26 protein-coding genes are annotated in these 25,771 nt (G+C 68.5%); 8 read left to right on the plus strand and 18 right to left on the minus strand.

The window, feature by feature from the left end:
* Positions 1 to 46 precede the first annotated feature (46 nt).
* The 3 genes from AMYHA_RS21230 (at position 47) to AMYHA_RS21240 (ending at position 2,537) form a co-directional block, all read left to right on the plus strand.
* Positions 47 to 943 carry a LysR family transcriptional regulator gene (locus AMYHA_RS21230; protein ID WP_034273893.1) on the plus strand — a complete coding sequence of 299 codons (897 nt, stop codon included), beginning with the start codon at positions 47 to 49 and terminating at the stop codon, positions 941 to 943.
* A gap of 397 nt (positions 944 to 1,340) precedes the next feature.
* The gene (locus tag AMYHA_RS21235; RefSeq protein WP_034273896.1) at positions 1,341 to 1,592 is read left to right on the plus strand and encodes a hypothetical protein; all 252 of its coding nucleotides are present in this window, start codon (positions 1,341 to 1,343) and stop codon (positions 1,590 to 1,592) included.
* 111 nt (positions 1,593 to 1,703) lie between these two features.
* On the plus strand, positions 1,704 to 2,537 hold the full coding sequence (locus tag AMYHA_RS21240; protein WP_034273898.1) for an aldo/keto reductase: 834 nt from the start codon (positions 1,704 to 1,706) through the stop codon (positions 2,535 to 2,537).
* 121 nt (positions 2,538 to 2,658) lie between these two features.
* Here AMYHA_RS21240 and trxA read toward each other — a convergent pair whose 3' ends face one another.
* Positions 2,659 to 3,018: a thioredoxin gene (trxA, locus tag AMYHA_RS21245; RefSeq protein WP_034273900.1), complete on the minus strand. Its 360-nt coding sequence runs from the start codon at positions 3,016 to 3,018 to the stop codon at positions 2,659 to 2,661.
* 190 nt (positions 3,019 to 3,208) lie between these two features.
* Positions 3,209 to 3,658 carry a hypothetical protein gene (locus AMYHA_RS28025; protein WP_231104853.1) on the minus strand — a complete coding sequence of 150 codons (450 nt, stop codon included), beginning with the start codon at positions 3,656 to 3,658 and terminating at the stop codon, positions 3,209 to 3,211.
* A 22-nt stretch (positions 3,659 to 3,680) separates the two neighbouring features.
* Here AMYHA_RS28025 and AMYHA_RS28030 point away from each other — a divergent pair, with 22 nt between their 5' ends.
* Both AMYHA_RS28030 and AMYHA_RS21255 read left to right on the plus strand, forming a co-directional pair.
* Entirely contained in the window at positions 3,681 to 4,001 is a 321-nt protein-coding gene (locus AMYHA_RS28030) for a hypothetical protein (protein WP_231104855.1), read from the plus strand.
* Between the two features lie 147 nt (positions 4,002 to 4,148).
* The gene (locus AMYHA_RS21255) at positions 4,149 to 5,666 is read left to right on the plus strand and encodes a flavin-containing monooxygenase (RefSeq protein WP_051400478.1); all 1,518 of its coding nucleotides are present in this window, start codon (positions 4,149 to 4,151) and stop codon (positions 5,664 to 5,666) included.
* Positions 5,667 to 5,705: 39 nt separating this feature from the next.
* Here the strand turns inward: AMYHA_RS21255 and AMYHA_RS21260 are convergent, their stop codons facing one another.
* Positions 5,706 to 6,011, minus strand: coding sequence for a hypothetical protein (locus tag AMYHA_RS21260; RefSeq protein ID WP_034273904.1), 306 nt, complete (start codon positions 6,009 to 6,011; stop codon positions 5,706 to 5,708).
* Between the two features lie 130 nt (positions 6,012 to 6,141).
* Between AMYHA_RS21260 and AMYHA_RS21265 the strand changes: the two genes are divergently transcribed.
* The gene (locus AMYHA_RS21265; RefSeq protein ID WP_196776946.1) at positions 6,142 to 6,333 is read left to right on the plus strand and encodes a FitA-like ribbon-helix-helix domain-containing protein; all 192 of its coding nucleotides are present in this window, start codon (positions 6,142 to 6,144) and stop codon (positions 6,331 to 6,333) included.
* A gap of 256 nt (positions 6,334 to 6,589) precedes the next feature.
* Here the strand turns inward: AMYHA_RS21265 and AMYHA_RS21270 are convergent, their stop codons facing one another.
* The 15 genes from AMYHA_RS21270 to AMYHA_RS21340 all read right to left on the minus strand — a co-directional run bounded on the left by AMYHA_RS21270 (position 6,590) and on the right by AMYHA_RS21340 (position 23,271).
* The gene (locus AMYHA_RS21270; RefSeq protein ID WP_034273906.1) at positions 6,590 to 8,278 is read right to left on the minus strand and encodes a glycerol-3-phosphate dehydrogenase/oxidase; all 1,689 of its coding nucleotides are present in this window, start codon (positions 8,276 to 8,278) and stop codon (positions 6,590 to 6,592) included.
* Entirely contained in the window at positions 8,275 to 9,042 is a 768-nt protein-coding gene (locus tag AMYHA_RS21275) for a class II aldolase/adducin family protein (RefSeq protein WP_034273909.1), read from the minus strand. Before AMYHA_RS21275 ends, AMYHA_RS21270 begins: the two co-directional genes overlap by 4 nt.
* The gene (locus AMYHA_RS21280) at positions 9,039 to 10,490 is read right to left on the minus strand and encodes an FGGY-family carbohydrate kinase (protein ID WP_034273912.1); all 1,452 of its coding nucleotides are present in this window, start codon (positions 10,488 to 10,490) and stop codon (positions 9,039 to 9,041) included. The genes AMYHA_RS21275 and AMYHA_RS21280 overlap by 4 nt, the downstream gene beginning before the upstream one ends.
* Positions 10,490 to 11,524, minus strand: a complete 1,035-nt coding sequence (locus AMYHA_RS21285; protein WP_034273914.1) for a 2-hydroxyacid dehydrogenase — start codon at positions 11,522 to 11,524, stop codon at positions 10,490 to 10,492. Before AMYHA_RS21285 ends, AMYHA_RS21280 begins: the two co-directional genes overlap by 1 nt.
* On the minus strand, positions 11,521 to 12,588 hold the full coding sequence (locus AMYHA_RS21290) for an ABC transporter ATP-binding protein (protein WP_034273916.1): 1,068 nt from the start codon (positions 12,586 to 12,588) through the stop codon (positions 11,521 to 11,523). Before AMYHA_RS21290 ends, AMYHA_RS21285 begins: the two co-directional genes overlap by 4 nt.
* Positions 12,585 to 13,058, minus strand: coding sequence for a ribose-5-phosphate isomerase (locus AMYHA_RS21295; protein ID WP_034273918.1), 474 nt, complete (start codon positions 13,056 to 13,058; stop codon positions 12,585 to 12,587). Before AMYHA_RS21295 ends, AMYHA_RS21290 begins: the two co-directional genes overlap by 4 nt.
* Positions 13,055 to 14,821, minus strand: coding sequence for a dihydroxyacetone kinase family protein (locus AMYHA_RS21300; RefSeq protein WP_034273921.1), 1,767 nt, complete (start codon positions 14,819 to 14,821; stop codon positions 13,055 to 13,057). The genes AMYHA_RS21295 and AMYHA_RS21300 overlap by 4 nt, the downstream gene beginning before the upstream one ends.
* 11 nt (positions 14,822 to 14,832) lie before the next feature.
* A complete protein-coding gene (locus AMYHA_RS21305) occupies positions 14,833 to 15,504 on the minus strand; it encodes an HAD family hydrolase (protein WP_034273922.1) in 672 nt (223 codons plus the stop codon).
* On the minus strand, positions 15,501 to 16,283 hold the full coding sequence (locus AMYHA_RS21310; protein ID WP_034273925.1) for a DeoR/GlpR family DNA-binding transcription regulator: 783 nt from the start codon (positions 16,281 to 16,283) through the stop codon (positions 15,501 to 15,503). The genes AMYHA_RS21305 and AMYHA_RS21310 overlap by 4 nt, the downstream gene beginning before the upstream one ends.
* Positions 16,280 to 17,401 (minus strand): ABC transporter ATP-binding protein, encoded by a 1,122-nt coding sequence (locus AMYHA_RS21315; RefSeq protein ID WP_034273927.1) that lies wholly within the window; start codon positions 17,399 to 17,401, stop codon positions 16,280 to 16,282. The genes AMYHA_RS21310 and AMYHA_RS21315 overlap by 4 nt, the downstream gene beginning before the upstream one ends.
* On the minus strand, positions 17,401 to 18,330 hold the full coding sequence (locus AMYHA_RS21320) for a carbohydrate ABC transporter permease (protein WP_084037417.1): 930 nt from the start codon (positions 18,328 to 18,330) through the stop codon (positions 17,401 to 17,403). Before AMYHA_RS21320 ends, AMYHA_RS21315 begins: the two co-directional genes overlap by 1 nt.
* 5 nt (positions 18,331 to 18,335) lie before the next feature.
* On the minus strand, positions 18,336 to 19,331 hold the full coding sequence (locus AMYHA_RS21325; RefSeq protein WP_084037418.1) for a carbohydrate ABC transporter permease: 996 nt from the start codon (positions 19,329 to 19,331) through the stop codon (positions 18,336 to 18,338).
* Complete coding sequence (locus AMYHA_RS21330) at positions 19,331 to 20,782, minus strand: extracellular solute-binding protein (protein ID WP_051400154.1); 1,452 nt, start codon at positions 20,780 to 20,782, stop codon at positions 19,331 to 19,333. The genes AMYHA_RS21325 and AMYHA_RS21330 overlap by 1 nt, the downstream gene beginning before the upstream one ends.
* Before the next feature lie 192 nt (positions 20,783 to 20,974).
* Positions 20,975 to 21,712 (minus strand): histidine phosphatase family protein, encoded by a 738-nt coding sequence (locus tag AMYHA_RS21335; protein ID WP_084037655.1) that lies wholly within the window; start codon positions 21,710 to 21,712, stop codon positions 20,975 to 20,977.
* Positions 21,709 to 23,271, minus strand: a complete 1,563-nt coding sequence (locus tag AMYHA_RS21340; protein ID WP_084037419.1) for an FGGY-family carbohydrate kinase — start codon at positions 23,269 to 23,271, stop codon at positions 21,709 to 21,711. The genes AMYHA_RS21335 and AMYHA_RS21340 overlap by 4 nt, the downstream gene beginning before the upstream one ends.
* Positions 23,272 to 23,394: 123 nt before the next feature.
* Between AMYHA_RS21340 and AMYHA_RS21345 the strand changes: the two genes are divergently transcribed.
* On the plus strand, positions 23,395 to 23,697 hold the full coding sequence (locus AMYHA_RS21345; RefSeq protein WP_051400479.1) for a hypothetical protein: 303 nt from the start codon (positions 23,395 to 23,397) through the stop codon (positions 23,695 to 23,697).
* On the plus strand, positions 23,694 to 25,769 hold the full coding sequence (tkt, locus tag AMYHA_RS21350) for a transketolase (protein WP_034273933.1): 2,076 nt from the start codon (positions 23,694 to 23,696) through the stop codon (positions 25,767 to 25,769). Before AMYHA_RS21345 ends, tkt begins: the two co-directional genes overlap by 4 nt.
* Positions 25,770 to 25,771: the final 2 nt, after the last annotated feature.

Here is a 25,771-nt window from a genome sequence, read left to right on the forward strand (position 1 = left end):
GCGCTCCGGTAGCCGTCAATCGCGCATGAGGTCATACCCTGTGGCTATGACAGCTGTGCCTGACCTGGAGTCGCTGCGGCTGCTCGTGCTTGTCGATGAGCTGGGCAGCATGGGAAAGGCCGCCGCCACGCTCGGTATCGCGCAGCCATCGGTGAGCAAGCGACTGACGACGCTGGAGCACAGGCTCGGGTTGATACTGGTGGACCGCACCCGGCGCGGCTCGGCGTTGACCCCGGCAGGCCGGGTGGTCTGCGGCTGGGCCCAGCGGGTACTCGGTGAGCTGGACGGCCTGCTGACCGGCGCCGAGGCGCTGCGCACCCGGCGCGACGCGGAATTGCGGGTCGCCGCGAGCATGACCATCGCCGAACACCTGGTTCCGACGTGGATCGGCGAGTTACGCAAGAGCCAGCCGGAGCTCTACGTCGGACTGCGGGTGACCAACTCGGTGAACGTGGGCGAGTTGGTGCACAACGGCGAGGTTGACATCGGCTTCGTCGAATCGCCGTCGGCACCGGGCGGGTTGTCGACGAAGCGGGTCGCCACCGACCGGCTGAAGGTAGTGGTCGCGCCGTCGCATCCGCTCGCTCGGCGGCGCTCGCTGAGCACCGCCGAGCTCGCACGGGAAGGTCTTGTCGTGCGTGAGCCAGGGTCAGGCACCAGGGAGACACTGGAGCGCGCCCTGCGGCGCGCCGGCGTCGGGGAGTTAACCCCGCTGGTCGAACTCGGCTCGGCCGCAGCGGTACGCGGGGCTGTCATCGCGGGCACCGGACCAGCCGTGATGAGCGAACTGGCGGTCGCGGGTGATCTCGTCGAAGGACGACTGGTGGCGGTGGAAGTGACGGATCTCGACCTGCGACGTACTTTCCGGGCGGTGTGGCCCGCGGGCCGCAAGGTGACTGGCCCCGCCGCGGAGTTGCTCGCCGTCGCGGCGGGAATGCGATGACGAGGGGAAAAATCTGTATCCATTCGAGGAAATTACGCGCCTGATGTCCAAATTAAGTCCCTTAGCATGGCTTGACAGTCATTGCGATGAATACGTGAAACGTATCACTCACAAAACGCAGCGCTCATCGCACATGGGCGGCGAGCAATAGCATTTCGTGATCGCAACGGGCAACTCGTCGCCCACATTCATTTGTTCGGGTGAACAAAACAGATGCGTTGGGTGCACCTAGTGAATCCGCACGAGCTATCGTGAACCACTTTATTGTGATTACACGTCACGATCGATTGATGAGTATCGCACCGGCGTTCGAACGTAGGTACGTTCGGTTTCGGGTAGGCAATACACATTGCCCCGGCCCAGATATGGATTCTCAACAAAGGAGAGTGCACCTACCATGAAAAAGGTTGGATTCGTCGCCGCGTCAGCGATCGGCCTCTCGGTGATCTTCGGTGGCACCGCGCAGGCCGCGCCCGCGGAGAACAACGTCGATGTTCCGGGGGGCGACGACATCACCTACGCGGACGCCTTCCACACGTTCAACGAAGGCGGCGGCGCACTGGGTTACGGTGCTGCCTCACTCGTGTCGAGTGCCTACACCGGCATCGTGCTGACCCCGCATCTCGTCGCGGACTCCTTCGGGGACTAAGACGACCTGACGACGCAGGCCCCGGCTTTCGAGCCGGGGCCCGCGTCGCGTTTGGCATCTCGCCGCATCGAGTGCCCCAGCTGAACCGCCGACACAGGTACGTTAGAGCTCATGGCTGAGATTCCCACGATCACTTTGAACAACGGCGTCAACATGCCGCAGGTCGGTCTCGGCGTGTTCCAGGTCCCGAGCGAGCAGACCCGCGCCGCCGTGACCAGCGCGCTTGAGGCTGGATATCGCAGCATCGACACTGCGGCGGTCTATGGCAACGAGGCCGAGGTCGGCGAGGCCATCGCGCAGTCGGGCATCGCGCGCGACGAACTGTTCGTCACCACCAAGCTGTGGAACTCCAACCAGGGATACGACGAGACGGCGCGCGCGTTCGAGAAGAGCCTGAGCAAGCTCGGCATGGACTACGTCGACCTGTACCTGATCCACTGGCCGGTCCCGGAGTACGGCCGCTACCGCGACACGTGGCGCGCGTTCGAAAAGCTGCACGCCGACGGCACGGTCCGCGCGATCGGCGTCTCCAACTTCAAACCGCATCACCTCGACCGGCTCGCCGAGAGCAGTGACGTCGTGCCCGCGGTGAACCAGATCGAACTGCACCCCTACCTGCAGCAAGCCGAGTCGCGGCAGTACCACGCTGAGCACGGCATCGTCACCGAGGCCTGGGCCCCGATCGGCCAGGGCGGTGGCCTGCTGGAGGACGCGACGATCGCGCGGCTCGCCGACAAGCACGGCCGCACCCCGGCGCAGATCGTGCTGCGCTGGCACCTGCAGCTGGGCAACGTGGTGATCCCGAAGTCGGTCACGCCGTCGCGGATCAGGCAGAACCTGGACCTGTTCGGGTTCAGCCTCGATGACGACGACATGGCCGCCATCGGCGGCGTGAACCGCGACGAGCGCATCGGACCGGACCCGGACACGATGAATATTCGCTAAACACTATTGAACTGAACACTATCGAGCTGAACATTTTGAAGGGCGCCGTACTAGTGACTCGCACTAGTACGGCGCCCTTCATGGCACCAACCGCCGCACGCCAGGCTCCTGTCCGGCGGGCTTACTGCTCCTGAGAGATCTTCTCCCGAACCTCGTCCATGTCAACCTGGCCGATTTTCTCGATCAGCTCGTCCAGCTGCGGCGCCGACAGCGCACCCGGCTGCGCGTAGAGCACGACGCCGTCACGCGCGGCCATCACGGTGGGGATCGACGAGATCCCGAACGCCTGCGCGATCTCCGGCTGCGCCTCGGTGTCGACCTTGCCGAACGTGATGTCCGGGTTGTTCTCCGCAGCTTGCTCGAACACCGGCGCGAACGTCCGGCATGGCCCGCACCACGAAGCCCAGAAGTCGACCAGCACGGTGCCTTCCGCGCTCACGATGTCGTTGAAGTTGTCCTGGGTCAGTTCGACCGTAGCCACATCGGCTCCTTCCTTGTGAAGACCCCGTCCGGTATGCACAACACCGCGCGCACCACTGTTGTTCCGCTGCCACGCAACCGGTTGTGAACGCCCGTACGGATCAACATCAACGAGGCAAACGGCCCAATGTTGGACACTGCAAGGTGACCAAGGTCACGCGGCCGTGACACCGCCGTTGCCAGTTCGTAATCTAAGCGCGCTCTTGCGGTGATGGGGCGCAAGAACGCACGTTCCCGCGCTCGAACTCACCGCAAAGGATGACGTTAGGCATGGCTGGTCGACATCGCGCTACCACCCCATCACGTACGAGGCCGATCGCCATCGGCGTCATCGCGGTCGCCATGCTCGGCGCGACGTTCTGGCTGGTCAGCAGCCTGGGCGCCGGCGCGGGCGACCAAGCGATCTCGGCCGCGACGTTTCGCGGCCCTTCGATCGCACCACCAAGCACCAGCACGACGACCACATCGACCACGACATCGTCTACGCCCAGCGCCACGCCAACCCCGACGACCACGCGGCGAAGCACGTCCCGACCCAGCAAACCGAAGCCGCGGCCGACGAGCAAGAGCCCGAAGCCGACCCAGCGCACACACTCGCCGACGACGCCTCCTCCGCCACCCCCAACGTCCTGCTCAACCACGTTGGACGGCACCCAGCCTCATGTGGCGCAGGTCGGCAACCACCTGCTCGGCCGGTTCGACGTCAGTTCGGTGATCGGCAATGCGGCGCGGTCCGGTGCCAGCGATCACCCCGAAGGGCTCGCGCTCGACTTCATGGTCTCGACGCCGACCGGCGACGCGCTGGCCAGCTACGTGTTGAACAACCAGGCACGGTTCGGCGTCAAATACGTGATCTGGCGGCAGCGCTACAACGACGGTGGCGGCTGGTCGATGATGTCCGACCGTGGCAGCGCCACCGCCAACCACTACGACCACGTGCACCTGTCATTTCACTCGGGCGTGAGCGTCGACGTCACGTGCTGAGTGTCGTGACGGGCTTCGTTACCTCGCTCGGCGTTGCGGCGACGTCCATGACGGCATCCGCCCAACCCCGGCAGGATGACACCATCTACACAAGCGTCTAACGTGGTGCGCAACGGAGCCAGTCAGGCACACGCCGGAGGCACGAGCATGACGCAGTCCGAGCAGGCACCAGCACCCACCGCCGAGCGCGTCGAGCACGTTGAGGTCCTCATCGTCGGAGCGGGACTGTCCGGCGTCGGCGCCGCGTGCCACCTGAAGCGAACGCTGCCGCACAAGACGTTCACCATCCTGGAGGCACGCGAGTCGCTGGGCGGCACCTGGGATCTGTTCCGCTACCCCGGCATCCGGTCCGACTCCGACATGTTCACGCTCGGCTACCGGTTCAAACCATGGCCCGAGCGCGAGGCGATCGCTGATGGCCCGTCGATCCTGCGCTACGTCGCCAACACCGCCCGCGAGTACGGCGTCGACAAGCATATCCGTTACCAGCACCGCGTGGTGCGAGCGGAATGGTCGAGCGCCGACGCACGCTGGCTGGTCACCGCCGAGCGCACCGACACCGGCGAGCTCGTCCAGTTCAGCTGTGGGTTCCTCTTTACCTGCAGCGGCTACTACCGCTATGACCAGGGCTACTCTCCCGAGTTCCCCGGCAGCGAGCGGTTCACCGGCCAACTCGTGCACCCGCAGCACTGGCCAGACCATCTCGACTACGCGGGCAAGCGGGTCGTCGTGATCGGCAGCGGCGCCACCGCCGTCACGCTGGTGCCCGCGATGGCCGAGGATGCCGCGCACGTGACGATGTTGCAGCGTTCGCCCACCTACATCATCACCATCCCCGGCACCGACGCGATCGCCAACGGTCTGCGACGACTACTGCCCGATATGGCGGCCTACCGGCTCACTCGCTGGAAGAACGTGCTGCTGCAGGTCGGCATCTACCAGCTCAGCCGCCGACGTCCGAAGCTGGTGCGCTCGTTGTTGCGCAAGATGCTGCGGATGCAACTGCCGTCCGGCTACGACATCGACACCCACTTCAACCCGCGCTACAACCCGTGGGAGCAGCGGCTCTGCCTGGTGCCTGACGGCGACCTGTTCAAGGCGCTCAGCAAGGGCAGCGCGTCGATTGTCACCGACACCATCGACACCTTCACCGAGCACGGCGTCCGGCTGTCCTCTGGCGAGGAACTGGCCGCGGACATCATCATCACGGCGACCGGACTGAACCTGCTGCCATTCGGCGGGATCGAGCTCGTCGTGGACGGCGAGCCGGTTCACTTGCCGGACACCCTGGCGTACAAGGGCGTGATGCTGTCCGACGTGCCGAACTTCGCCTACGTGATGGGCTACACCAACGCCTCGTGGACGCTCAAGGCGGACCTCGCGTGCGAATATGTCTGCCGCTTGCTGGCGCATATGGAGGCCAACGGCTACGACCGCTGCGTCCCCGAACGGGAGTCCGGCGTCGGCGAGGCGCCGTTCGTCGACCTGGCGGCGGGCTACATCCTGCGCTCGCTGGACAAACTCCCCAAGCAGGGCACGATTGCGCCGTGGAAGCTACGGATGAACCACCTGCGCGACACGCTCACACTGCGCTACGGTCCGATCGAGGACCGGGTGTTGTCGTTTCGGCGCGTGCGGGATCGGCGTAAGGCGGGTGCCGCATAGCGGCGGCGCGTGGGTTGGCGCCCTTTGACGCCGTGGGCGTCAGGTGTCGGCGTTGTCCGGTGTGGGCTCCGTCGTGCGCCCCAGGGTGCGGACGATCGCGCTGGTCGCGCGGTTAATCTGGACCGTGATCGCCTTGACCGCGAGCCACGCGATCGCTAAAAACAGCGCGCCGTAGAACAGCGGCGTCGCGGCACCCGACGAGTCGCTGAACAGCGCCGTGATGGCGCCGACGACCAGCGCCAGTCCGAAGAGGACGAACGCGGAGTACCCGATCCGCGTGATGTACTCGTTCCGTTCGTACAACACCGACAGCTCATCGACCGCATGCTTGTGGTTCGGCTTCACCAGGTCCCCTCCTGTCGCGCCAGCTTCGCCATGGGCAGGGCGCACATTACCGAAGTATCGGGCCGCTGCGGACGGTGAGCCATGCAGAAATGTGCGAGCAGAAGGTGTGCGTTGGGAGCACAATGCTGGCATGGCTACCTTGCACATCTACGGCGTCTCCGACGACGCGGTGACGACTCTCAAGGTGCGAGCGGCCCGTGCGGGGCAATCCCTTCAGACATACGTTCGCCGCATCCTCGAAGCCGAGGCAGAAGCGTTGACGCCAGAGGAAGCCGCTGACCGCGCACAGCACTATCGCCGAACGGTCGTCGGTCACCGCTGACGACGTCGTGCAGGCGATCACGGACATGCGCGAGGCCCGAGGGTGACCCTGTCCGGCACGTCCTGAGTTCACCGAGCCCGCGAGGTCTTAGACGGCATGCCATCCGCGTGACAGCGCGTCGCGAACGTCGAACACGACGTCCTGAGCGCAGGACACGGCGTCACGAATGCCGAACATGCCATCGGGAATGCAGGACATAACGTTCTGAGCGCAGGACACAACGTTGGGAGCGGGGGACACGGCGCGGCCACGGTGCTCAGTCGACGGTGCGGGCGGCGCGGCGGGCCTCGGTGGCGGCGGCATCGGTCGGAGCAGTGGCGGCGTGGGCGTCGGCCTGCCGCTCCGCGCGGTAGCGTTCCACCTCCTCCTTGCGGCGCACGTCATCCCAGCCGAGGACGTCCCCGACGACGTCCGCGGCGTGCTGCGCGGCGGAGACACCCCTGTCGGGGGTCTCCATGAACACCCGAGTCCGGCGCACCAACACGTCGTCCAACGTCAGCGCGCCCTCGTGCGCGGCGGCGTAATGCAGTTCAGCGCCCAGATACCCCGGCGCACCGGGCACGGGCTCCCCCAGTGCGGGCCGATCCGCGATCAGGTCAAGCAACTCCGTGGTCAGCGCGCCGTAGCGGCCGAGAAGGTGCTCGATCGTCGGCTCCGGCAGCCCGGATTCCGCCGCCAGCGACGTCACCTGGTTGCGCAACGCCGGGTACCCGGTCGCGCCGAGAACGGGCAGTCGCTCGGTCACCGACGCGGGCACCGCACGGTCAAGCCGCGCCGCGGCGGCGTCAATGGCGTCGCGGGCCATGATCCGGTACGTGGTGTACTTCCCGCCCACCACGGAGAACATCCCGTGTGGCCCTTCCAGCACCGCGTGGTCACGCGACAGCGCGGCGGTCGCGTCACCCTTGCCGGTGACCAGCGGCCGCAGTCCGGCATACACACCGACGACGTCCTCAGTGGACAGTGGCGTGCGGAGCCAGCGGTTGGCCTGGCCGAGCAGGTAGTCGACGTCGGCCTTGGTGGCGGCGGGGTCGTCGCGGTCGGCATCCCAGCGCGTGTCGGTGGTGCCCATCAGCCAGTAGTCGAACCAGCGGCGGATGATGAACACGCTGTCGGACGTCTTGGCGATCATGCCGGTAGCCGAGTCGATCCGGTCGCCGGGCACCACGAGGTGGATGCCCTTCGCGGCGGTCACCGAAATGGACGACTCCCCCGCCAGCGACTGCACGTCCTCTGCCCACACACCTGTCGCGCTGACGACGGTGCGGCCGTGCACGGTCACCTCGTCGCCGCCCTCGGCGTCGCGCACCCGGACGCCGCGCGCCTGACCCGCCTCGGTGAGCACGCCGACGACCGGGGCCCGTGTGATGATCCGCGCACCCAGCCCCGCGGCCGTGCGTGCGACGGTCATGGTGTGGCGGGCGTCGTCGACCCGGACGTCGTAGTACTGCACGCCGCCGGTGACGTCGTCACGGAGCGCGGGCATCTCCCGCAGCACGCCCCGCCTGCTCAGGTGACGGTGTCCGGCGACGCTGCGGGTTCCGGTGAGCCGCAACAGGTCGTAGAGCAGCACCCCGGAACCGATGTACGGGCGTTCCCACCGGCGGGTGAAGGGGAACAGAAACTTCTCCGGCGACACCAGGTGTGGACAGAGCCGGTCCACCATGAGGTCGCGTTCGGTCAGCGCCTCCCGCACCAGCGAGAAGTTCAGCTGCTCCAGATAGCGCAGCCCGCCGTGGAACACCTTCCCGGAGCGAGACGACGTCCCGGACGCGAGGTCGCCCTTCTCGAACAGCGCCACCGACAGGCCCCTGCTGACGGCATCCAGTGCGGTACCGACGCCGGTGATGCCACCGCCGATCACGATCACGTCGTACTCGCGGGTGGCGGCCTCGCGTAGCGCCCCGCCGCGCTGCTCTGGGTTGAGGCTGGCAGCGTCGTTCATCGCTCTCCCTTCGCGGCCAGCCGACGCCTGCGGTGCAGTTCGTCCGGCCGGGTGTCGATCCGTTCCGCCTCCGCATCGGTGAGGTAGGTCGGCTTGCCGACGGCGAGCGCACCCGCGAGGATCCGCGCGGCCTTCACGGTCATCTCGGTGACCGCCAGCGCCTCACTGGTGCTCGCGGCGAGCACGAAGATGCCGTGGTTGACGAGGTAGATCACCTTCGGCGGCCGGTCGTGCCGCTCCAGGTGACGGTGCAGTTCGGTACGCACCGCCCGCGCCAGCGCGAGCCCGGGGTCGGCGTAGGGCACCAGCACGGTGTGCCGCCCCATGACGACGACCTGATCCGGGAACAGCGCCCCGGCCACCAACTCCGCCGCCCGATCGGAGCACAGGATGCCGTTGACGGCCGTCGGATGGGTGTGGGCGACGACCTCCGCCCCGGCTTCCTCCAGACACATCGCGTGCAGCAGCGCCTCCATGGAGGGCTTCGGCGCGTCGGCGTTCAGCCGGGCATCCAGCAGTACCTGGTTCACCTGGGCGTCGTCAGACTCGTCGGAGGCGACCAGGTCGAGCAGCGGCTGGGTGCGCACGGCGACGAAATCGGCCTCGGTCGCGGTGGCCATCGTCGAGCCGCTGGCCTTGACCAGCATCTCGCCGTCGCCGGTGCGCATCGACGTGTTGCCCTCCGCGAGCACCACCAGGTCGCGGTCCGGTTCAGCGAGGGTGCGGGTGAGCGTCACAAGGTCGGTCCCGATCGAACCAGTCATGACGCGTGCTCCTTCCATCGGGTGCGGGCGGCGGCCACGCGGGCGCGGTAGTCGGCGTAGCCCTCGGTGTAGCGGGCGGCGGTGGTGGGATCGGGCTCGATCACGCCTTCCGGCGCGGTCCACGCGGCGATGTCGACGTCGTGGCCGAGCGCCCGCGCCCCGGCGATCACCGCGCCCCGCGCGCCGGACTCCGGCTGTGGCGCGAGCCGGATCGGGCGGCCGAGGACGTCGGCGAAGATCCGCAGCCAGCCCGCGCTCTGCGTGCCGCCGCCGCACATGGCGATCTCGCCGGTGGGCCCGGCGACGTCGAAACAGTGCCGCGCGGCATAGGCGACGGCTTCGCAGGTGGCGCGCACCAAGTCGGCCTTCGTGCTCTGCACGGTGATCCGGTCGAAGCTGGCCCGCGCGCCGGGCTCGACGAACGGCGCCCGCTCCCCCGCCGGTGAGAAGAACGGCAGGCAGGTCACCCCGTGCGCACCGGGTTGGCTCGCGGCGAGCAGATCGTCCAGCGCGTCGTGGGTCTCGCCGACGACGTCGAGGACCCAGTCGACGGCGGCGCAGCCCATCATCGCCAGCATCGCCCGCAGCCACTGACCCTCGGTGCCTGTCGCGAAGGTCAACCCCGCCGGTTCACCGGTGGTGTCGAGCGCGTCCAGCAGCACCTGGCAGGCCAGCGTGGTGCCAACGATCAGGTGCCCGCCGCCGGGCGTGGTGACACCGGAGCCGAGCGCGCAGGCGGGCACGTCGAACGGCCCGGAGGTAACCGGCAGGCCCTCCGGCAGTCCGAGCAGCTCGGCCCCGGTGTTGGTCAGTGCGCCGATCGGTAGCGGGTCGGTGATCGGCGCGAGCAGGTCGGCGCGGGTGGCCAGCCCGCACCAGGCGAGCACGTCATGGTCGTAATCACGGGCGTGTGGGTCGAGGAACGGCATCGACGCATCGGAGACGTCGGTGGCGCGTATCCCGGTGAGCCGCTGCATCACCAGGTCCTTGCAGTATCCGGCGGTGGCGGCGCGGTCAAGCGACTCCGGCTCGTGCTCGGCCAGCCACGCCAGGATCGGCGCGGGCGCACCGGGAAACATGGCGCTGCCGGTGTGGCGGTAGGTCTTCGTCACGACGTCGTTGTCCTGCCAACGTCGCAGGATGCCTGCCGCACGGGCGTCCATCCAGGAGATCGCGGGCCGCACCGGATGTCCGTGCTCGTCGCCGAGCCACACGCCGTCGCCCTGCCCGGTGAGCCCGATGAACTCCGGCCGCTGCCCTGCTTCCGCGACGGCGGCGCGGACGACGGCGGCAACCGAGCGCAGGATCTCGTCAGGGTCTTGCTCGAACCAGCCTTCCGCCGGGTTGCTCATGCCGGTCTGCTGCCGCTGCACCGCACGCAGCGCACCGGTGGCGTCGAAGACGGCGGCCTTGGTGACGGTGGTGCCGATGTCGATGCCGAGATACATCACGCCTCCCGGAACACGGCCGGGTTGGCGCAGTTCGCCAGCGGTTCGCCACGCACCCAGCGGCCGACCTCGGCGGCGCAGATGCGAGCGGCCCGCTCGGCGACTTCTTTGCTGCAGCCCGCGATGTGCGGGGCGAGCACCAGGTTCGGCGTGCGCAGCAACCGCGAGTCCGCCGGCAGTGGCTCGGTGGCGTAGACGTCGAGGCCAGCCGCGGCGAGGTGGCCGTCGTCCAGGGCGTCGCACAGCGCGTCGTAGTCGAGCACGGCCCCGCGCGCGGTGTTGATCAGCGCCGCCCCTGGCTGCATCTGCCTGAGTTGTTCCGCTCCGATCATGCCGCGCGTCTCGGGCGTGACCCGCTGGTGCAGGCTCACCACCCGCGACTGCCGCAGCAGCGTGGCCAACTCGGGAACGCGTGTCACGCCAGGCTCGACGTCGTCGATGTACGGGTCATAGACCAGCACTCGCGCGCCGAACGCGGTCAGCAGCCGCGCCACCCGCCGTCCGATCGCGCCGTAGCCGACCAGCCCGACGGTCGAGCCGTCCAGTTCGAACCCGGCGCTGCGGTACTCGTAGTAGTGCCCGCCCCATTCGCCGCGCGCGAGGTCGGCGTGGCCCGCGACCAGGCTGCGGCAGGTGCTGATCAGCAGCCCGATGGTGAACTCGGCGACCGCGTTGGCGTTGCGGCCTGGCGCGTAACAGACCGCGACCCCGTGTTCGGTCGCCGCGTCGATGTTGACGTTGACCGGCCCGCCACGCGACACGACGACCAACCGCAGGTCCGGCGCGTTGGCGAACACCTTCTCGGTGAACGGTGCCAGGTGGGTCACCGCGACCTCGGCACCGGACAGCGCCTTGATGACGCTGTCCTCGTCGCCGCAGGCCTCGTCGACTTCGGCGACCTGCCCGAACGGCACGCCGGGCCACGGCAGCGGCAGCTCCCGCACCGGATGGTCGTCGCCGAGTTCGTCGTGCAGTGCGGTAGTGAACAGCCGGGTGAGCACGAAGTCGTCACCCGAGGCAAGGATGTGAGTCATCGCAGCCGCTCCCCGGAATCGGTGTCGAACAGATAGGTACGGTCCCGCTGCAACGCGAGCGAGACCGGCTGGCCTGGCGCCAGGTCCAGTCCCGGCGCGGTCTGCGCCACGATGCGCTCGGTGACGCCGGGCAGCTCCACGCTGGCCAAGCCGTACTCGAGCAGCTCCTCGTACACCAGCACGGTGCCGGTGACGTCGGCGTTCTCGGGCTCGGTAAGCGCGACGTCCTCCGGCCGCACGCCGAGTACGACGGAGCCGCCAGTCCCCGCCGTGACGGGCACCTCGACGTCGCCGGAGAGTCGGACGCGGCCATCGACGAGCGTGCCCTCGACGGTGTTCATCGGCGGCTCACCAACGAACGTCGCGACGAACAGGTTGGCGGGGTCGTCGTAGATCTCGTCCGGAGTGCCGACCTGCTGCACCACGCCGTCGTGCATGACCACGACGCGATCGGCGAGGCTCAGCGCCTCCTCCTGGTCGTGGGTGACGAGGATCGTGGTGTAGCCGAGTTCCTGTTGCAGGTGCCGGAGTTCGCGGCGGGTGGTGTCGCGCTGCGCGGCGTCCAAATGCGACAGTGGCTCGTCCAGCAGTAGCACGTCCGGCTGCCGCACGATCGCGCGCGCCAGCGACACCCGCTGCTTCTGCCCGGACGACAGCCCGACAGGGCGCGCGTCCAGGATGTCGCCGAGCCCGATCCGGCGCGCGACGTCGGCGACGCGCTCCTTGCGGTTGGCCTTGCCACGTGCTCGCAGCCCGAACGCGATGTTCTCCGCGACCGTCAACGGCGGGTACAGCGCGTAGTTCTCGAACGCGACACCGATGTTCCGCCGTTGCGGCGGCAGCCCGACCATCGATGCGCCGCCGACCCGGATGTCGCCACTGGTGACGTCCTCCAACCCCGCGATCATGCGCAACGTGGTCGACTTGCCGCAGCCGGACGGTCCGAGCAGGCCGACCAGTTCACCGCTGCCGACGTCGAGGTCGAAGCCGCGCACCGCCTCCACCTCGGGACGCCCCTTGGTGCGGTAGGTCTTGCGGATACTGTCCAACGCCAAGTCACTCATGCGCCCGTCCTCTGCTCGTAGTCGCTGATCACGCAGACCTTGGCGTTGGAAGGCGACTCCGGGTCGAACTCGTAGTCCAGCCATTCGCGCACCAGCCTGCGCGCCAGCTCGATGCCGACGACGCGTTGACCGAGCGCGATGATCTGGCAGTCGTTGGACAGCACCGAGCGTTCACACGAGTAGCTGTCGTGGACGGTGGTGGCCCGCACTCCGGACACCTTGTTGGCCGAGATGGCCATGCCGATGCCGGTGCCGCAGATCAGCACCGCCCGGTCGAGGCTGTCGTTCGCGACCGCCTCCGCCACGGCGAGCCCGATCTCCGGGTAGGCCGTGCTTTCCTGAGCGTCGACGCCGAAGTCCTCGACCAGCTCGACCCTGGGGTCATCGGCGAGGTCGGCCAGCAGCGCCGCCTTGTATTCGTAGCCCGCGTCGTCCGATCCGACGCCGATGCGCCACCGCTTCGTCGTCACTGCTCACCTCCACAGTCCTCGGTCAGCACCACGCCGACGGCGGTCGCGCACAACGCGAGCGAGACCGCGCCGGGGTCAGGTGTGCCGATGCTTTTCTCCGCGAGCGGCCGGGCCCTGCCGATGTTCGGCCGCAACTGGCTGGTGTTCTCCGCGGACGCCGTCGCCTCCGCCGCGGCGCGCCGCCAGGCGTCCGCGAGCCCGGTACCCGCCGCGACGTCACGCTCCAGGCCCTCGACGAACGGCACCAGCGCGTCCAACAAGGTCTTGTCGCCGACCTTCGCGCCGCCCAGCTCCGCGATGGTGTCCGCGCCTGCGCGCAGCGCGGCGGCCACCGCTTGCGGCAGAGGGACGTCGGTGTCGCCGATGCCGTCACCCACGGCGCGCAGCATCGCGCCCCACAGCACCCCGGACGACCCGCCGCCGTTGTCGGCCAGCGCGTCCCCTGCCGCGCGCAGCGCGCCGCCCGCGCCAGCCCGGTCGCTGTCGTGGGCAGCTCGGCAGGCCGCGCGCAGCCCGCGCAGCATCCCCCTGCCGTGATCACCATCCCCAGCCACAGCGTCGATATCGCCGAGGTAGCGCTCGTGCTCGGTGACGGTGGCCAGCATCGCGTCCAGGCAGGACCGCACGGTTCGCGCGAGTCGCTGCGACGCGGCACTGGCCGCGACGGGTCGTGAGTGCTGGTCAGGGTTAGAACTCTGATCAGCACTCACGACCCCGGTCGCCTCGCGAGATGGCGCCACCCCTCGGGGTGCCATCCCGGAGACATCGCCCCTGCGGAACGCGGGGGTGTCTGCGGGTGCGTCCCACAGTTCCGCCAGCTCGTCGTCGAGCCAGTGCAGCGTCAACGAACACCCGGCCATGTCCAGACTGGTCACCAACTCGCCGACCTCGGGCGAGGTCACCTCGATCCCGGCGGCGGCCAGCCGGTCGGCGACCGCCTTCCAGACCACGAACAGCTCCTCGTACTTGGTCGAGCCGAGGCCGTTCAGGATCACCCCAGCGCGCCCGTCGGCGTCGGCAGGGCGTTCGACGAGCAGCCGCTCGACCAGCAGTTCGGCCAGCTCGGTCGCGGTGAGCCGTTCCGTGGTGGCCACGCCGGGCTCGCCGTGGATGCCAAGCCCTAGTTCCATCTCCGCCGGGTCCACGGTGAACAGGGGCTCGCTGCGGCCGGGGAACGTGCAGCCCGCGAACGCGGCGCCGAGCGTGCGGGTGCGGTCGTTGGCTTTGCGCGCGATCCGCTCCACCTCCGCGATCGGCTCACCCCGGTCGGCGGCAGCGCCCGCCGCCTTGAACACGCAGAAATCGCCTGCGATGCCGCGTCGCTGCTCCACGATGTCGGCGCTCGCGGAGGCGATGTCGTCGGTGACCACCACGGTCCGGCAGTCGATACCTTCGCCACGCAGCCGGGACTGCGCGAGCCCGAAGTTCATGACGTCGCCGTTGTAGTTGCCGTAGCTGAACAGCACCCCGGCACCGCCGTCGAGTGCCTTGCCGACAAGGTAGGCCTGTTCGGCCGATGGGGAGGTGAAGATGTCCCCGATCACCGCACCATCGGCGAAGCCGGGGCCGACCAGGCCGCAGAACGCCGGGTAGTGCCCCGATCCGCCACCGACGATCACGCTGACCTTGCCCGGCACCGGGCCTGCCGCACGGAGTACCCCGGACGCGCCGGGCACGCGGCGCACGTAGCGGTCATAGGCGGCCACGAATCCGTCGACCATGTCGTCGCGGAACCGGGCCGGGTCGTTGTACAGCCGAGTCATGGGAACGTCCTTTACGACAGACGGGCGAGCAAGGCATCGAGCGCGTCGCGGTGGCCGGCGGCGACGACGTCGGCGTGCGCGAGCGCGTCGGGTTTCGGGGGATACTGCGGGTTCGGGATGGCGATGACGGTCAGCCCAGCCGCGTGGGCGGCGCGGATGCCGTTTCCGGAGTCCTCGACGGCGACGGCGTCGGCTGGCTCGACGTCGATGCGCCGGGCCGCGGCCAGATAGACGTCCGGGCTCGGCTTGCCCCTGCTGACCTCCTCGCTGGAGACGGTGGCGGCGAAGTGGCCGGTCAGGTCATGCGCGTCGAGCACGGCGTCGATCACCCGGCGCGCCGCCGAGGACGCCAGCGCGAGCGGCACCCGCTCGCTGGCCTTGCGAATGAGGTCGGCCGCGCCGTCGAGCAGCGGCGCGTCACCCGCGCTGATGGCGGCGACCATGAGATCAACGCACTCGCTGCGCACCTCGTCGGCGAGGCCGGGATCGCCCAGCTTGGCCGCCACGAAGGCGGCCCATTCCGGGGAGCTCATCCCCTGCACCGTCGCGGTGTCACTGGACTCCCAGCGCACGCCTCTGCGAGCGCAGCAGGCGCGCCAACTGCGCTCCCAGAGGTGTTCGCTGTCGACGATCACGCCGTCCATGTCAAGGATGACGCCGGTCGCTCGTGGCGTCGCGGTCATGACGCGACCTCGTAGGGCACGTTGTAGCGCTTCAGCTCGGCCAGCGCGCTCTCCTGCGCACCGGAGTCGACGATGACCAGGTCGAACTCCGCGAGCGGCACCAGCCGGTGCAGCGCGACTTTGCCGAGCTTGGTGTGGTCCATCAGCAGGTAGCGCTTCTCCGCGACCTCCAGCATCTTGCGTTTCACCGCGACGATGCGGTCCTCCTGGTGGAAGGCGTAACGCCCCGACAGCGCCGAGGTGGACACGAACGCCGCGTCCACCCGGATCGAGTCGATGCATTCCAGGCAGGTGACCCCGAGGAAGGAGTCGTGCAGCGGGTCGTAGTCGCCGCCGAGCGCGGTGAGCGAGATTCCCCGGTATTCGCTGAGCTTGCGCATGGCGTCCAGGTAGTTGGTCGCCACCCGCAACGGGGTGATCTCCGCGAGCAGCGGGATCATGGACGCCGTCGTGGTCGCGTCATCCAGCATGATGGACATGCCGGGCTCCACATAGGACGCCGCGACCTTCGCGATGGCTTCCTTCTGCGCCCGCATCGCCTTCTTGCGATAGGTCACATTGGATTCGAAGACCCCTGAGGGTTGCGCGGTGACGCCGCCCCGGTACTTGCGGACCATGCCCTGACGTTCCAGCTCGTCCAGGTCCCGGTGCACGGTCATCACGCTGACACCGAACATGGTGGCCAGCTCCTGTGCTGAGATGCTGCCCCTGTCGGTGACCACGTCCGAGATCTGCTTCTGGCGGTCCTCGGGCGTGCGAGTCTTGGCTTCCTCGGTCATCGGGAGAGTCGCCTTCCATCATCGCTGTCGCTGTCGCCGAACACGTGCACTGTGGCAGGGTCGAGCAGCAGGCTCACCTTGTCGTCCACGGTGAGACCTCCGACGTCACTGCGCGGCGCCACCACCGAGACCAGCGACTCCCCGACCCGCACCGTGACCTCGGTCTGCCGGCCAAGGTGTTCCAGCACGTAGACGACGCCGTCCAGCCGTTCGTGGCCCGCTGGCTGGTCTCCGGCGCCCGTATGCAGCGAAAGGTCGCGCGGGCGGATGCCGATCCGCACCTGCTCACCCGCGGCCGCATCGACATCGGGCACCGGCACCGCGATGGCACCGTCCGAGCTGAGGAACCGCAGGGTGCCGTTGTCGTCGACCAGCCCGCCGGATACGAAGCTGATGCGGGGCTTGCCGAACGCCTGCGCCACGAACGCGGTCTCCGGCGCGTTCCATACCTGCTCCGGCGTGCCGACCTGCAGGATTTGGCCGTCCTTGATCACCCCGATGCGGTCGGCGAGCGAGAGCGCTTCCACGTAGTCGTGGGTGACATAGACGGTGGTGGTGTTCAGCTCGCCGTGGGCGATGCGCTTCAGCTCCGCCCGCATCGAGGTGCGCAGCTTGGCGTCCAAATGCGACAGCGGCTCATCAAGCAGGTAGGCGTTGGCCGGTCGCACCAGCACGCGGCCGAGTGCGACCCGCTGCCGCTGGCCGTTGGAGAGCTGGTCGACGCCCCTGTCGAGCAGGTGCGCCACACCGAGCATCTCGGCGGTACGGCCCACCCGCTCCCGCACCTCGCCGTCCGGCAGCCGCAGCACCGGGGAGCGCAGCGGCGATGCCATGTTGTCGAAGACGTTGTGCTGCGGGTAGAGCGCGTAGCTCTCGAAGCACATCGCCAGGTTGCGGTGGTTCGGCTCGATCTCGCCCGCGTTCTGCCCGCCGAGCCACACCTCGCCGGAGTCCGGCTGCACCAGCCCCGCGATGCTCTTGAGTGTGGTGGTCTTGCCAGCACCTGACGGGCCGAGCAGACAGAAGAACTCGCCGTCGTTGACGCTGAACGAGACGTCGTCCAGCGCGACGAGCTTGCCGAACGTCTTGCGCACCGAGCGCACGTCGATCGTTGCCATCAGCCTTTCACCGCCCCGAACGACAGGCCGCGGACCAGATAGCGCTGGATGCACAGCGCGAGCACCAGCGGTGGCAGCACCGCCATCACCGCACCGGCCGCGACGAGGTTGAACCGCACCTGGTTGCCGCCGAGGAAGGCCAGCGAACTCACCGTCACCGTCTGCGCGTCACCCGAGGTGAGCGTGAACGGGAAGATGAAGTTGTTCCAGGCGAAGATGAACGCCAGCAGGCACACCGCCGCGATGCCCGGCCGCACCAGCGGCAGCACGATCTTGAAGAACGCCTGCCTGCGGGTGTAGCCGTCCAGCAACGCCGCTTCCTCCAGCTCGGCTGGCAGGTCCTGGAAGAACGAGCGCAGGATCCACACCACCAGCGGCATGGTCACCAGCTGCAGCACCCAGACCATCCCGAAGATCGTGTCGTAGAGGCCGATCTGCTGGTAGATCACGCCGAGCGGGATGATCACGACGAGTTCCGGCGCGAACCGGAAGCTCAGCAGCGTGAACATCAGGTCCTCGCTGCCCTTGAACCGGTACCGGGCCGCCGCATAGGCGGCAGGGATGCCGATCGCCAGCGAGACCAGCACCGCTCCGGTGGACGTCGCGAGGCTGGCGAGGAAGAACCGCACGTACGACGAGCCGGAGTCGCCAAGCCCGAGCACGGTCTGGTAGTTCTCCAGCGTCGGCGTGAACCACAGGTAGGTAGTGGTCTGCTCGGCGTTGGTCTTCAGGCTCAGCGCCACGATGAACAGCACCGGTAGCAGCGAGAACGCGAAGTACAGCACCAGCGCCAGATTCGCGAGCAGACCTGCCGCGGAGCCACGCTGTGCCGCACGCTGGTCTGCCCTGCGCGCAGCGGTCGGCGGTGGTTTCGTTGGTGCCGGTGCGGCGGCCGGTTGCGCCTGGGTCGGCTCGGTCGTTGTTGCCATCGCGCTCACACTCCCGCTGCCCGGTCTTGGATCCGGCGCAGGTACTTGACGAGGATCATGGAGATGACGAACACCAGCAGCCACAGCAAGAACATGTAGGTCAGTCCCCTGCTGTAGCGGGCGTAGCTGATCGCTTCCAGGTAGGCGCTGATCTGCAACGTCGTCGTGGCGTCACCCGGCCCACCTGAGGTGAGGCCGAAGATGACGTCGAACATCTTCAGGTTGTCCATCAGCCGGAAGATCACCGCGACCAGCAGGTACGGCCACAGCATCGGAAGCGTCAGCTTGCGGAACGTCAGCCACCAGCCAGCGCCGTCGACAGCGGACGCCTCGAATGGCGACTTCGGCAGCGACCGCAGCCCGGCGAGCGCGATGATCGCGACGAACGGGGTGAAGATCCAGGCGTCGACGATCACTGCCCACACCATCGCCATCACCGGCGAGTCCGTGCCGTTGTAGTCGTTGACGCCGAAGAACTGCGCGATCGGACGGACCCAACCGACCTCGGGCAGCAGCAACAGCTTCCACATGATCGCCGCGAGAATCGGCGCCACCATCAGCGGCACGATGAGCACGCGTTCGAACAGCTTGCCGACGAGGCTGCTGCGGTTCAGCAGCAGCGCCACCCCGACACCAAGCACGGTCTCCAGCACCGTGGCGCTCAGCGCGAAGGTCAGCGTGACCCGGACCGACGTCCAGAACGCATCGCTGCCGAGGATCGTGGTGAAGTTGTCGAAGCCGACGGCGTCCGGGGCGGGGTTGGCCGCCGAGAAGTCGAAGAACGTGTACGAGACGCCGAGGAAGAACGGGTACAGGATGCCCGCGCACAGCAGCACGGCGGGCACCGACAGCAGGTACGGGCGCAACGCCTTGCGCCGCCGCGACACCCTTGGCGCGCCGGCCAGCGGCGCTGGCTGGTTATCGCGACCTGCGCCGTCCGGCGGCGGGGTTTCAGCGGTGGCGGTACCACCGCGCGATCCCGCGAGCGGATCGTCGGACATCAGCCGTTGACCCTCCCCTCCAGGTCATTGGCGAGCTTGTCGAGCGTCCCCGATGCGTCGGAGCCGTTGTAGATCTGCTGCAGCGCGGCGGCCCAGGACGTTGTCGCGTCGAAGAAGTTGGTCTGCGGCGTGAACTGGATAGCGGTCTGCGGCATGACCTCCTCGAAGGTCTCGACGAAGTTGGTCGCCTTCGACAGCCGATCCTTGTATTCGGGCGAACCCGCCACCGACGTGCGCACCGCGTCGATGTGCTGCTTCTTGGTCGCCGCGTACTGCAGGTGCTCCTTCGATGTGGCCCACTGCAGGAACCACCAGGCGGCTTCCTTGTTTTCGGACGCGGCGTTCATGCCGAGCGACCAGATCCACATGTTGGTGTCCAGTGAGCCGTCGGGGCCCTTCGGACCCGGGTGCCAGGCGAGCTTGCCCGCCGCCGGAGTGTCCTCGTTCTGGAAGTACGCGGCGATATCGGCGTCGAACAGCATCGCGGCATTGCCAGCGCCAAGGTCGCTGGATGCCTGGTACCAGGTGTAAGACGTCCAGCCGGCCGGGCCGGAGTCGGCGACCATCTTCGCCCACTTGTCGGTGAACTCCACCGCTTCCGGGGAGTTCATCATGGGGATGAGCTTGCCGTCGGCGAGTTCGAAGTCGGTCAAGCCCATGCGGGCGTACATCGTCATGAAGCCGGGGTGGATGGTGGCCCATTCCTTGGAGCCGCGCACCGCGATGCCATACATATCGCCGAATCCGGCCGACGACGCCTTCTTCGTGATCGCGTCCGCGGTCTCGATCAGTTCGTCGAACGTCTCGGCGGGCCGCAGGCCCAGCTTGTCGAAGACGTCCTTGCGGTAGCAGACGGTGTTGGTCTCGAAGCCCCACGGCAGCATCCACTGCTGGTCACCGCCGAGCGGGGCGCCGTTCTCGAAGTTCCACTGGCCCGCGGTGAGCAGGTTGGGGAAGAAGTCGTCCGGCTCGAACTCGGCCGCGGTTGCCGAGGTGTTGTCGATCCAGGGCTGGAGGTCCTCGAGGTAGCCGGGCGGGCCGTACTGCCACACCATGTACGCGCCGAGCATGAACGCGTCGTAGTTGCCCTGCCGCGAGCGCAGCTCCAGGGTGAGCTTGTCGAAGTAGTTCGACTCGGGGAACTCGTCGATCGCCAGCGTGATGCCGGTCTTCTCCTCGAATTCCTTGCGGTGCGCCTTGAGCGCGTCGGTGTACGGATGCTTGTTCATCAGCAACCGCACGGTCTTGCCCTTGTGCTTCTTCCAGTCGAACGATCCGGTGACGGCGTTGGCCGCCGAGTCACCCGATGTGCCTGCCTGTCCCCCGAAGCCGCAGGCCTGCAGCAATGGCACGGACGCCGCCGCGGCGGTCGCTGTACCCGCGATGCGGAGCAGGCGACGGCGACTGAGGCCGCGACCGGCGGTGCTGGTGATGAAGTGGTTGTCGTCCATGGCGCTCAACGAACCTCCGTTGCTTCGGGCGCTGCTTCGGGCGGCTAGCGCACGCGCTCTTGCTATTCCGATCTGGCCGGACGTCAGCCAGTCGTGTTATCCCAAGGTCGGGATCACACTCGATGGTGTGTTGTGACACACACCTTGCCGTGATGTTCACACGAAGTCAAGTGTTGTTAACAAAGAATCTTGTTAAGATCTCGACGCGCTGTGCTTCCCCGGCCCCAGCGCGGGGTTGAACGCCACCAGCCGCCATGCCCCGTGGGTGTCGTCTTGTGCCAGCACAGCCCCAGAGACGTTGTGCACCACGGGAAACTCGCGGCGGTAGTCCGCCGGGTCGATGCCGGTGAGCGCGCAGGTGACCAGCCGCAACACCGTGCTATGGCAGACCGCCAGCACGACGCCGCCGGGATGTCGTGCGGCGATATCGGACACCGCCGCGGTGCCGCGCGCGATGGCCACGCGGGGATCTTCGCCGCCGGGCAGCGGGTTGGCCACCGGGTCATGCTCGAACGCCGCGCGGAGCTCTGGCCAGCGACGCGCCATCTCCCGCGAGGTCAGCCCTTCCGCCTCACCGAAGTCGAGTTCGATCAACCGGTCGTCGACATGTACGGGAAGGCCGGCCGCACGGGCGGCGGGCTCAGCCGTGCGCGCGGCTCTGACCAGCGGAGAGCTGTAGACGGCGTCGAGTCCTGCCTGACCCGCCCACGCCGCGAGCTGATCCGCCTGCGCCTCGCCCGCTTCGGTGAGGCCGACGTCAGTACGGCCGCAATAGCGGTTTCCATCGTGGAACGGCGTCTCACCATGGCGGAGGAGATAAAGCGTCCTCGCCTCCCATGATTCGGACCTGCGAGCAGTCCTCGAGTCCGATGATTCGGACCTGCGAGCAGTCCTCGAGTCCGATGATTCGGACCTGCGAGCAGTCCTCATGCCGCCCCCGCCAGGGCCGTGCCCGCCAACGCGGCGTCGATCCACCCCAGCTCGGCCAGCCCGCGCACCAGATCGGCGTAGGCGGCGTCGAAGCGTTCGTGCGCCCCTGGCCGGGGCTCGACGACTCGCACCGGGCCGAGCATCCGTTCGGCCATCGCTGTCAACTGCTCACCCGGATCGCCACCCGTGCCAGCGGCGGCGAGCACCGCCATGCCCACCGCGCCCTCGGCCACCTGTGGCACTGCCACCGGCCTGCCGAGGATGTCCGCCTGGAGCTGGGTCCAGTACGGGCTGCGGGTGGCGCCGCCGCTAATGGTGACCGGGCCGTCGACGGTCGCGCCGAGACCACGCAGGTGATCGAGACAGAGGCGTTCCACGAACGCGACACCCTGCAGCACGGCAGCGAACCGATCCGTCGGGTCACGGTCGTTACCCCAGCTCACGCCGGTCGCGTCGGACCGGAGGAACGGGAACCGCTCGCCGACGCCCGCCAGCGGGTACGTCACCGACGCGGCGGGCTCACGGTTGGCGGCATGGCGTTCCAGCGCGGCGAAGTCGGCGCCGTCGAACTCCTGGCTCAGCACGCCAGCGCCCGCGCTCGATGCCCCGCCGGGCCACCAGCGACCGTCCGGGGCACGGTGCGAGTAGAGCGCACCGGACGGATCAGCCAGCAGCGTGTCGGAGACACCTTTGAGCACGGTCGTCGTGCCCACCACGAAGCTCCACTGCCCAGGACGCAGCACGCCGGAGGCGATCTGCGCGGCGCAGCCGTCGGTCATGCCCGCGACCACCGGCACACCGACCGCCAGGCCAGTCTGCTCCGCCGCGGCAGGCGACACCTCGCCCAGCACCGTGCCCGGCCGCACCAGCGGCGGCAGCAACCGAGGGTCGAGGCCAAGTCGGGCCAGGTCAGCGGTGGGCCAGCCGCCTTCGACGAGGTCGGCGCCAGACTTGAGCGCGTGGCTGGTGTCGGTGGGCGCAGGCCTACCGATCAGCCGCGACGTGACGACGTCGGCCTGGTGCGCCAACCGCACGCCAGGGCCGGGGTCACCGCCACGGAGCAACCACAACGCCTTGGGCAACGCCCACGAGCGTTGCGGAGTGAGACCAGCGGCGCGCCACGCGGGAGCGGGGTCGTCGGCCACCCGGCGAGCCTGCTCGACGGCGCGACCGTCGTCGTACATCAGCCCGGGTGTGACGGGCTGCGCCGGGTCGTCCGGGGTCTCGCGCACCAGGGCGATCGTGCCGGACGTCGCGCAGCAGGCGAGCGCCGCGACCTCGACGTCTCCCGCCGCGGCGAGCGCGTGGCGGGTGGTGGCGGCGACGGCCTGCCACCAGTGCTCCGGATCCTGCTCGTGCCTGCCGTCAGGCCAGCGAGTACTGGTCAGCCGCTCAGCGGCGGAGCCGAGCACCGCGCCATCCGCGTCGACCAGCACCGCGCGCACGCTCTGGGTTCCGAGGTCGACACCGAGCCATGCCTGCCGGGTCCTCGGGTCCAACGATTCGGACCTGCGAGCAGTCCTCGCGTCCAACGATTCGGACCTGCGAGCAGTCCTCATGCGGCCACCCTTCACCAAGTCTCTTCACAAGCTAGCGTGTTATGTGTATGTTAATTTAACACTTTCTGTTGATATGAGGAAGTCGCGACAAGCTCAGACGTAACGCCCGTGGAGGGCCGCACCATGACCGTCGACAACGAGACGCTGCATCCCGGACAGCTAGCCATCCTGCGCGCCGTCGCCTCCGGCCGCGCCGAGATCACCTGCAGCTGCGAACCCGACCTCTACGTCGACGGTGTGCCGTGCTGCAACCAGTGGGTCGTGCACGCGTTGGTGCGCTCCGGACACGTGCGGGCCGCGCGGCCCGGCCGGATCGGGCAGCGGGTCGCCGCGACCCTGACCGCAAGCGGCCGGAGTGCCCTCGGTGCTCTTGGTGCCGTCGCTCCCCGCCACTCCCCCGTCCCCGCAGCGAAGGAGATCGCGTGACATCCGATCTGACCAGCCCCCGGTTCCCCGACGAGTGGACCGACCTCGATACCCGCGCCGTCGACACCGCCCGCGTGCTGGCCGCCGACGCCGTGCAGCACTGCGGCAGCGGCCACCCCGGGACCGCGATGAGCCTGGCGCCCACGGCGTACGCGCTGTTTCAGCGGGTGATGCGGCACGACCCCGCCGACCCGGCGTGGCTGGGCCGCGACCGGTTCGTGCTCTCTTGCGGACACACCAGCCTGACGCTCTACATCCAGTTGTTCCTCGCCGGTTACGGGCTCGAACTCGATGACCTCAGACAGCTGCGCCGCTGGGGCTCGCGGACCCCCGGCCACCCGGAGTACGGACACACCTCCGGTGTCGAGATCACCACTGGGCCGCTCGGGCAGGGGCTCGCGTCGGCGGTCGGCATGGCGATGGCCGCCCGTCGAAGCAGGGGCCTGCTCGACCCGGACGCGCCTGCGGGTACCAGCCCGTTCGACCACCACGTCTACGTGCTCGCCTCCGACGGCGATATCGAGGAAGGCGTCACGGCGGAGGCGTCGTCGCTGGCAGGGCACCAGCAGCTCGGCAACCTCGTGGTGATCTACGACGACAACCAGATCTCCATCGAGGACGACACCGCGATCGCGCTCAGCGAGGACGTCGCCGCTCGCTACGAGGCCTACGGCTGGCACGTGCAGCGGGTGGCCGGCGGTGAGAACGTCGCGGGACTGCTCGCCGCGATCGAGGCCGCGAAGGCGGAGACCGAGCGGCCCTCGTTCATCGCGCTGCGTACCGTGATCGGCCACCCCGCGCCGACACTGGCCAACACCGGTGCTGTCCACGGTGCCGCTCTCGGTGACGAGGAAGTCGCCAGGGTCAAGGAGCTACTTGGCTTCGACCCGGAGCGGGAATTCGTTGTCGAAGACGCGGTGCTGGCCCACGTCCGGCAGGCGCGCGAGCGTGGCGCGCGGGAGCGAGCACGCTGGCAGGAATCATTCGACCGCTGGTCGGCGGCCAACCCGCACAGCGCGGAGCTGCTTGCCCGGCTGCAGCGACGAGAGCTTCCGGACGGCTGGGAGCGGAAACTGCCCTCCTGGGAAGAGGGCACCGCGATCGCCACCCGCAAGGCATCCGGTGCGTGTCTGAACGCCGTCGCCGAGCTGCTGCCCGAGCTGTGGGGCGGATCGGCCGACCTGGCGGGCAGCAACAACACGCTGATTACTGGCGTGGACTCGTTCGGTCCGGCGTCGGCGAGCACGAAGATGTTCGCCACGCACCCGTACGGCCGCAACCTGCACTTCGGTGTGCGTGAACACGCCATGGCCGCGATCAGCAACGGCATCGCGCTGCACGGGCTGACCCGGCCGTACTGCGCGACGTTCCTGATCTTCTCCGACTACCTGCGCCCCGCAGTGCGGCTCGCCGCGCTGATGCGGCAGCCAGTGGTGCACATCTGGACGCACGACTCCATCGGGCTCGGCGAGGACGGGCCCACGCACCAGCCGGTGGAGCAGCTCGCCGCGCTGCGCGCCATTCCCGGGCTCAACGTCGTGCGTCCCGCCGACGCGAACGAGACGTCTGGCGCCTGGCGCGCCGCACTGACGACCACCGACGCCCCAACCGGGCTGGCGCTGACCAGGCAAAACGTGCCGGTGCTTGCGGGCACCAATCCTGATGCCGTCACGCGCGGCGGGTACGTGCTCGCCGAGGCCGAGGGTGGCGCACCCCGGGTTGTGTTGATCGGTACCGGCTCGGAAGTCCAGCTCGCCGTCGCCGCACGGGAGACGTTGCAGGCCGAGGGCGTGCCGACGCGAGTGGTGTCGATGCCCTGTGTGGAGTGGTTCGACGCGCAAGACGTCGCGTATCGCGAATCGGTGTTGCCGCCCCAGGTCACCGCGCGGGTGGTGGTCGAGGCGGGCATCGCGCAGCCGTGGCATCGGTTCGCCGGTGACAACGGCGAGATCGTGTCCCTGGAGCACTTCGGTGCGTCGGCGGACTATCAGACCTTGTATCGCGAGTTCGGCATCACGGCCGAGGCCGTCGTGGCGGCCGCGCGGCGTTGCCTCGCGCGGCAAAGCGGGTAACC

Source organism: Haloechinothrix halophila YIM 93223 (assembly GCF_000504245.1).
Classification (GTDB): Bacteria; Actinomycetota; Actinomycetes; order Mycobacteriales; family Pseudonocardiaceae; genus Haloechinothrix_A; species Haloechinothrix_A halophila.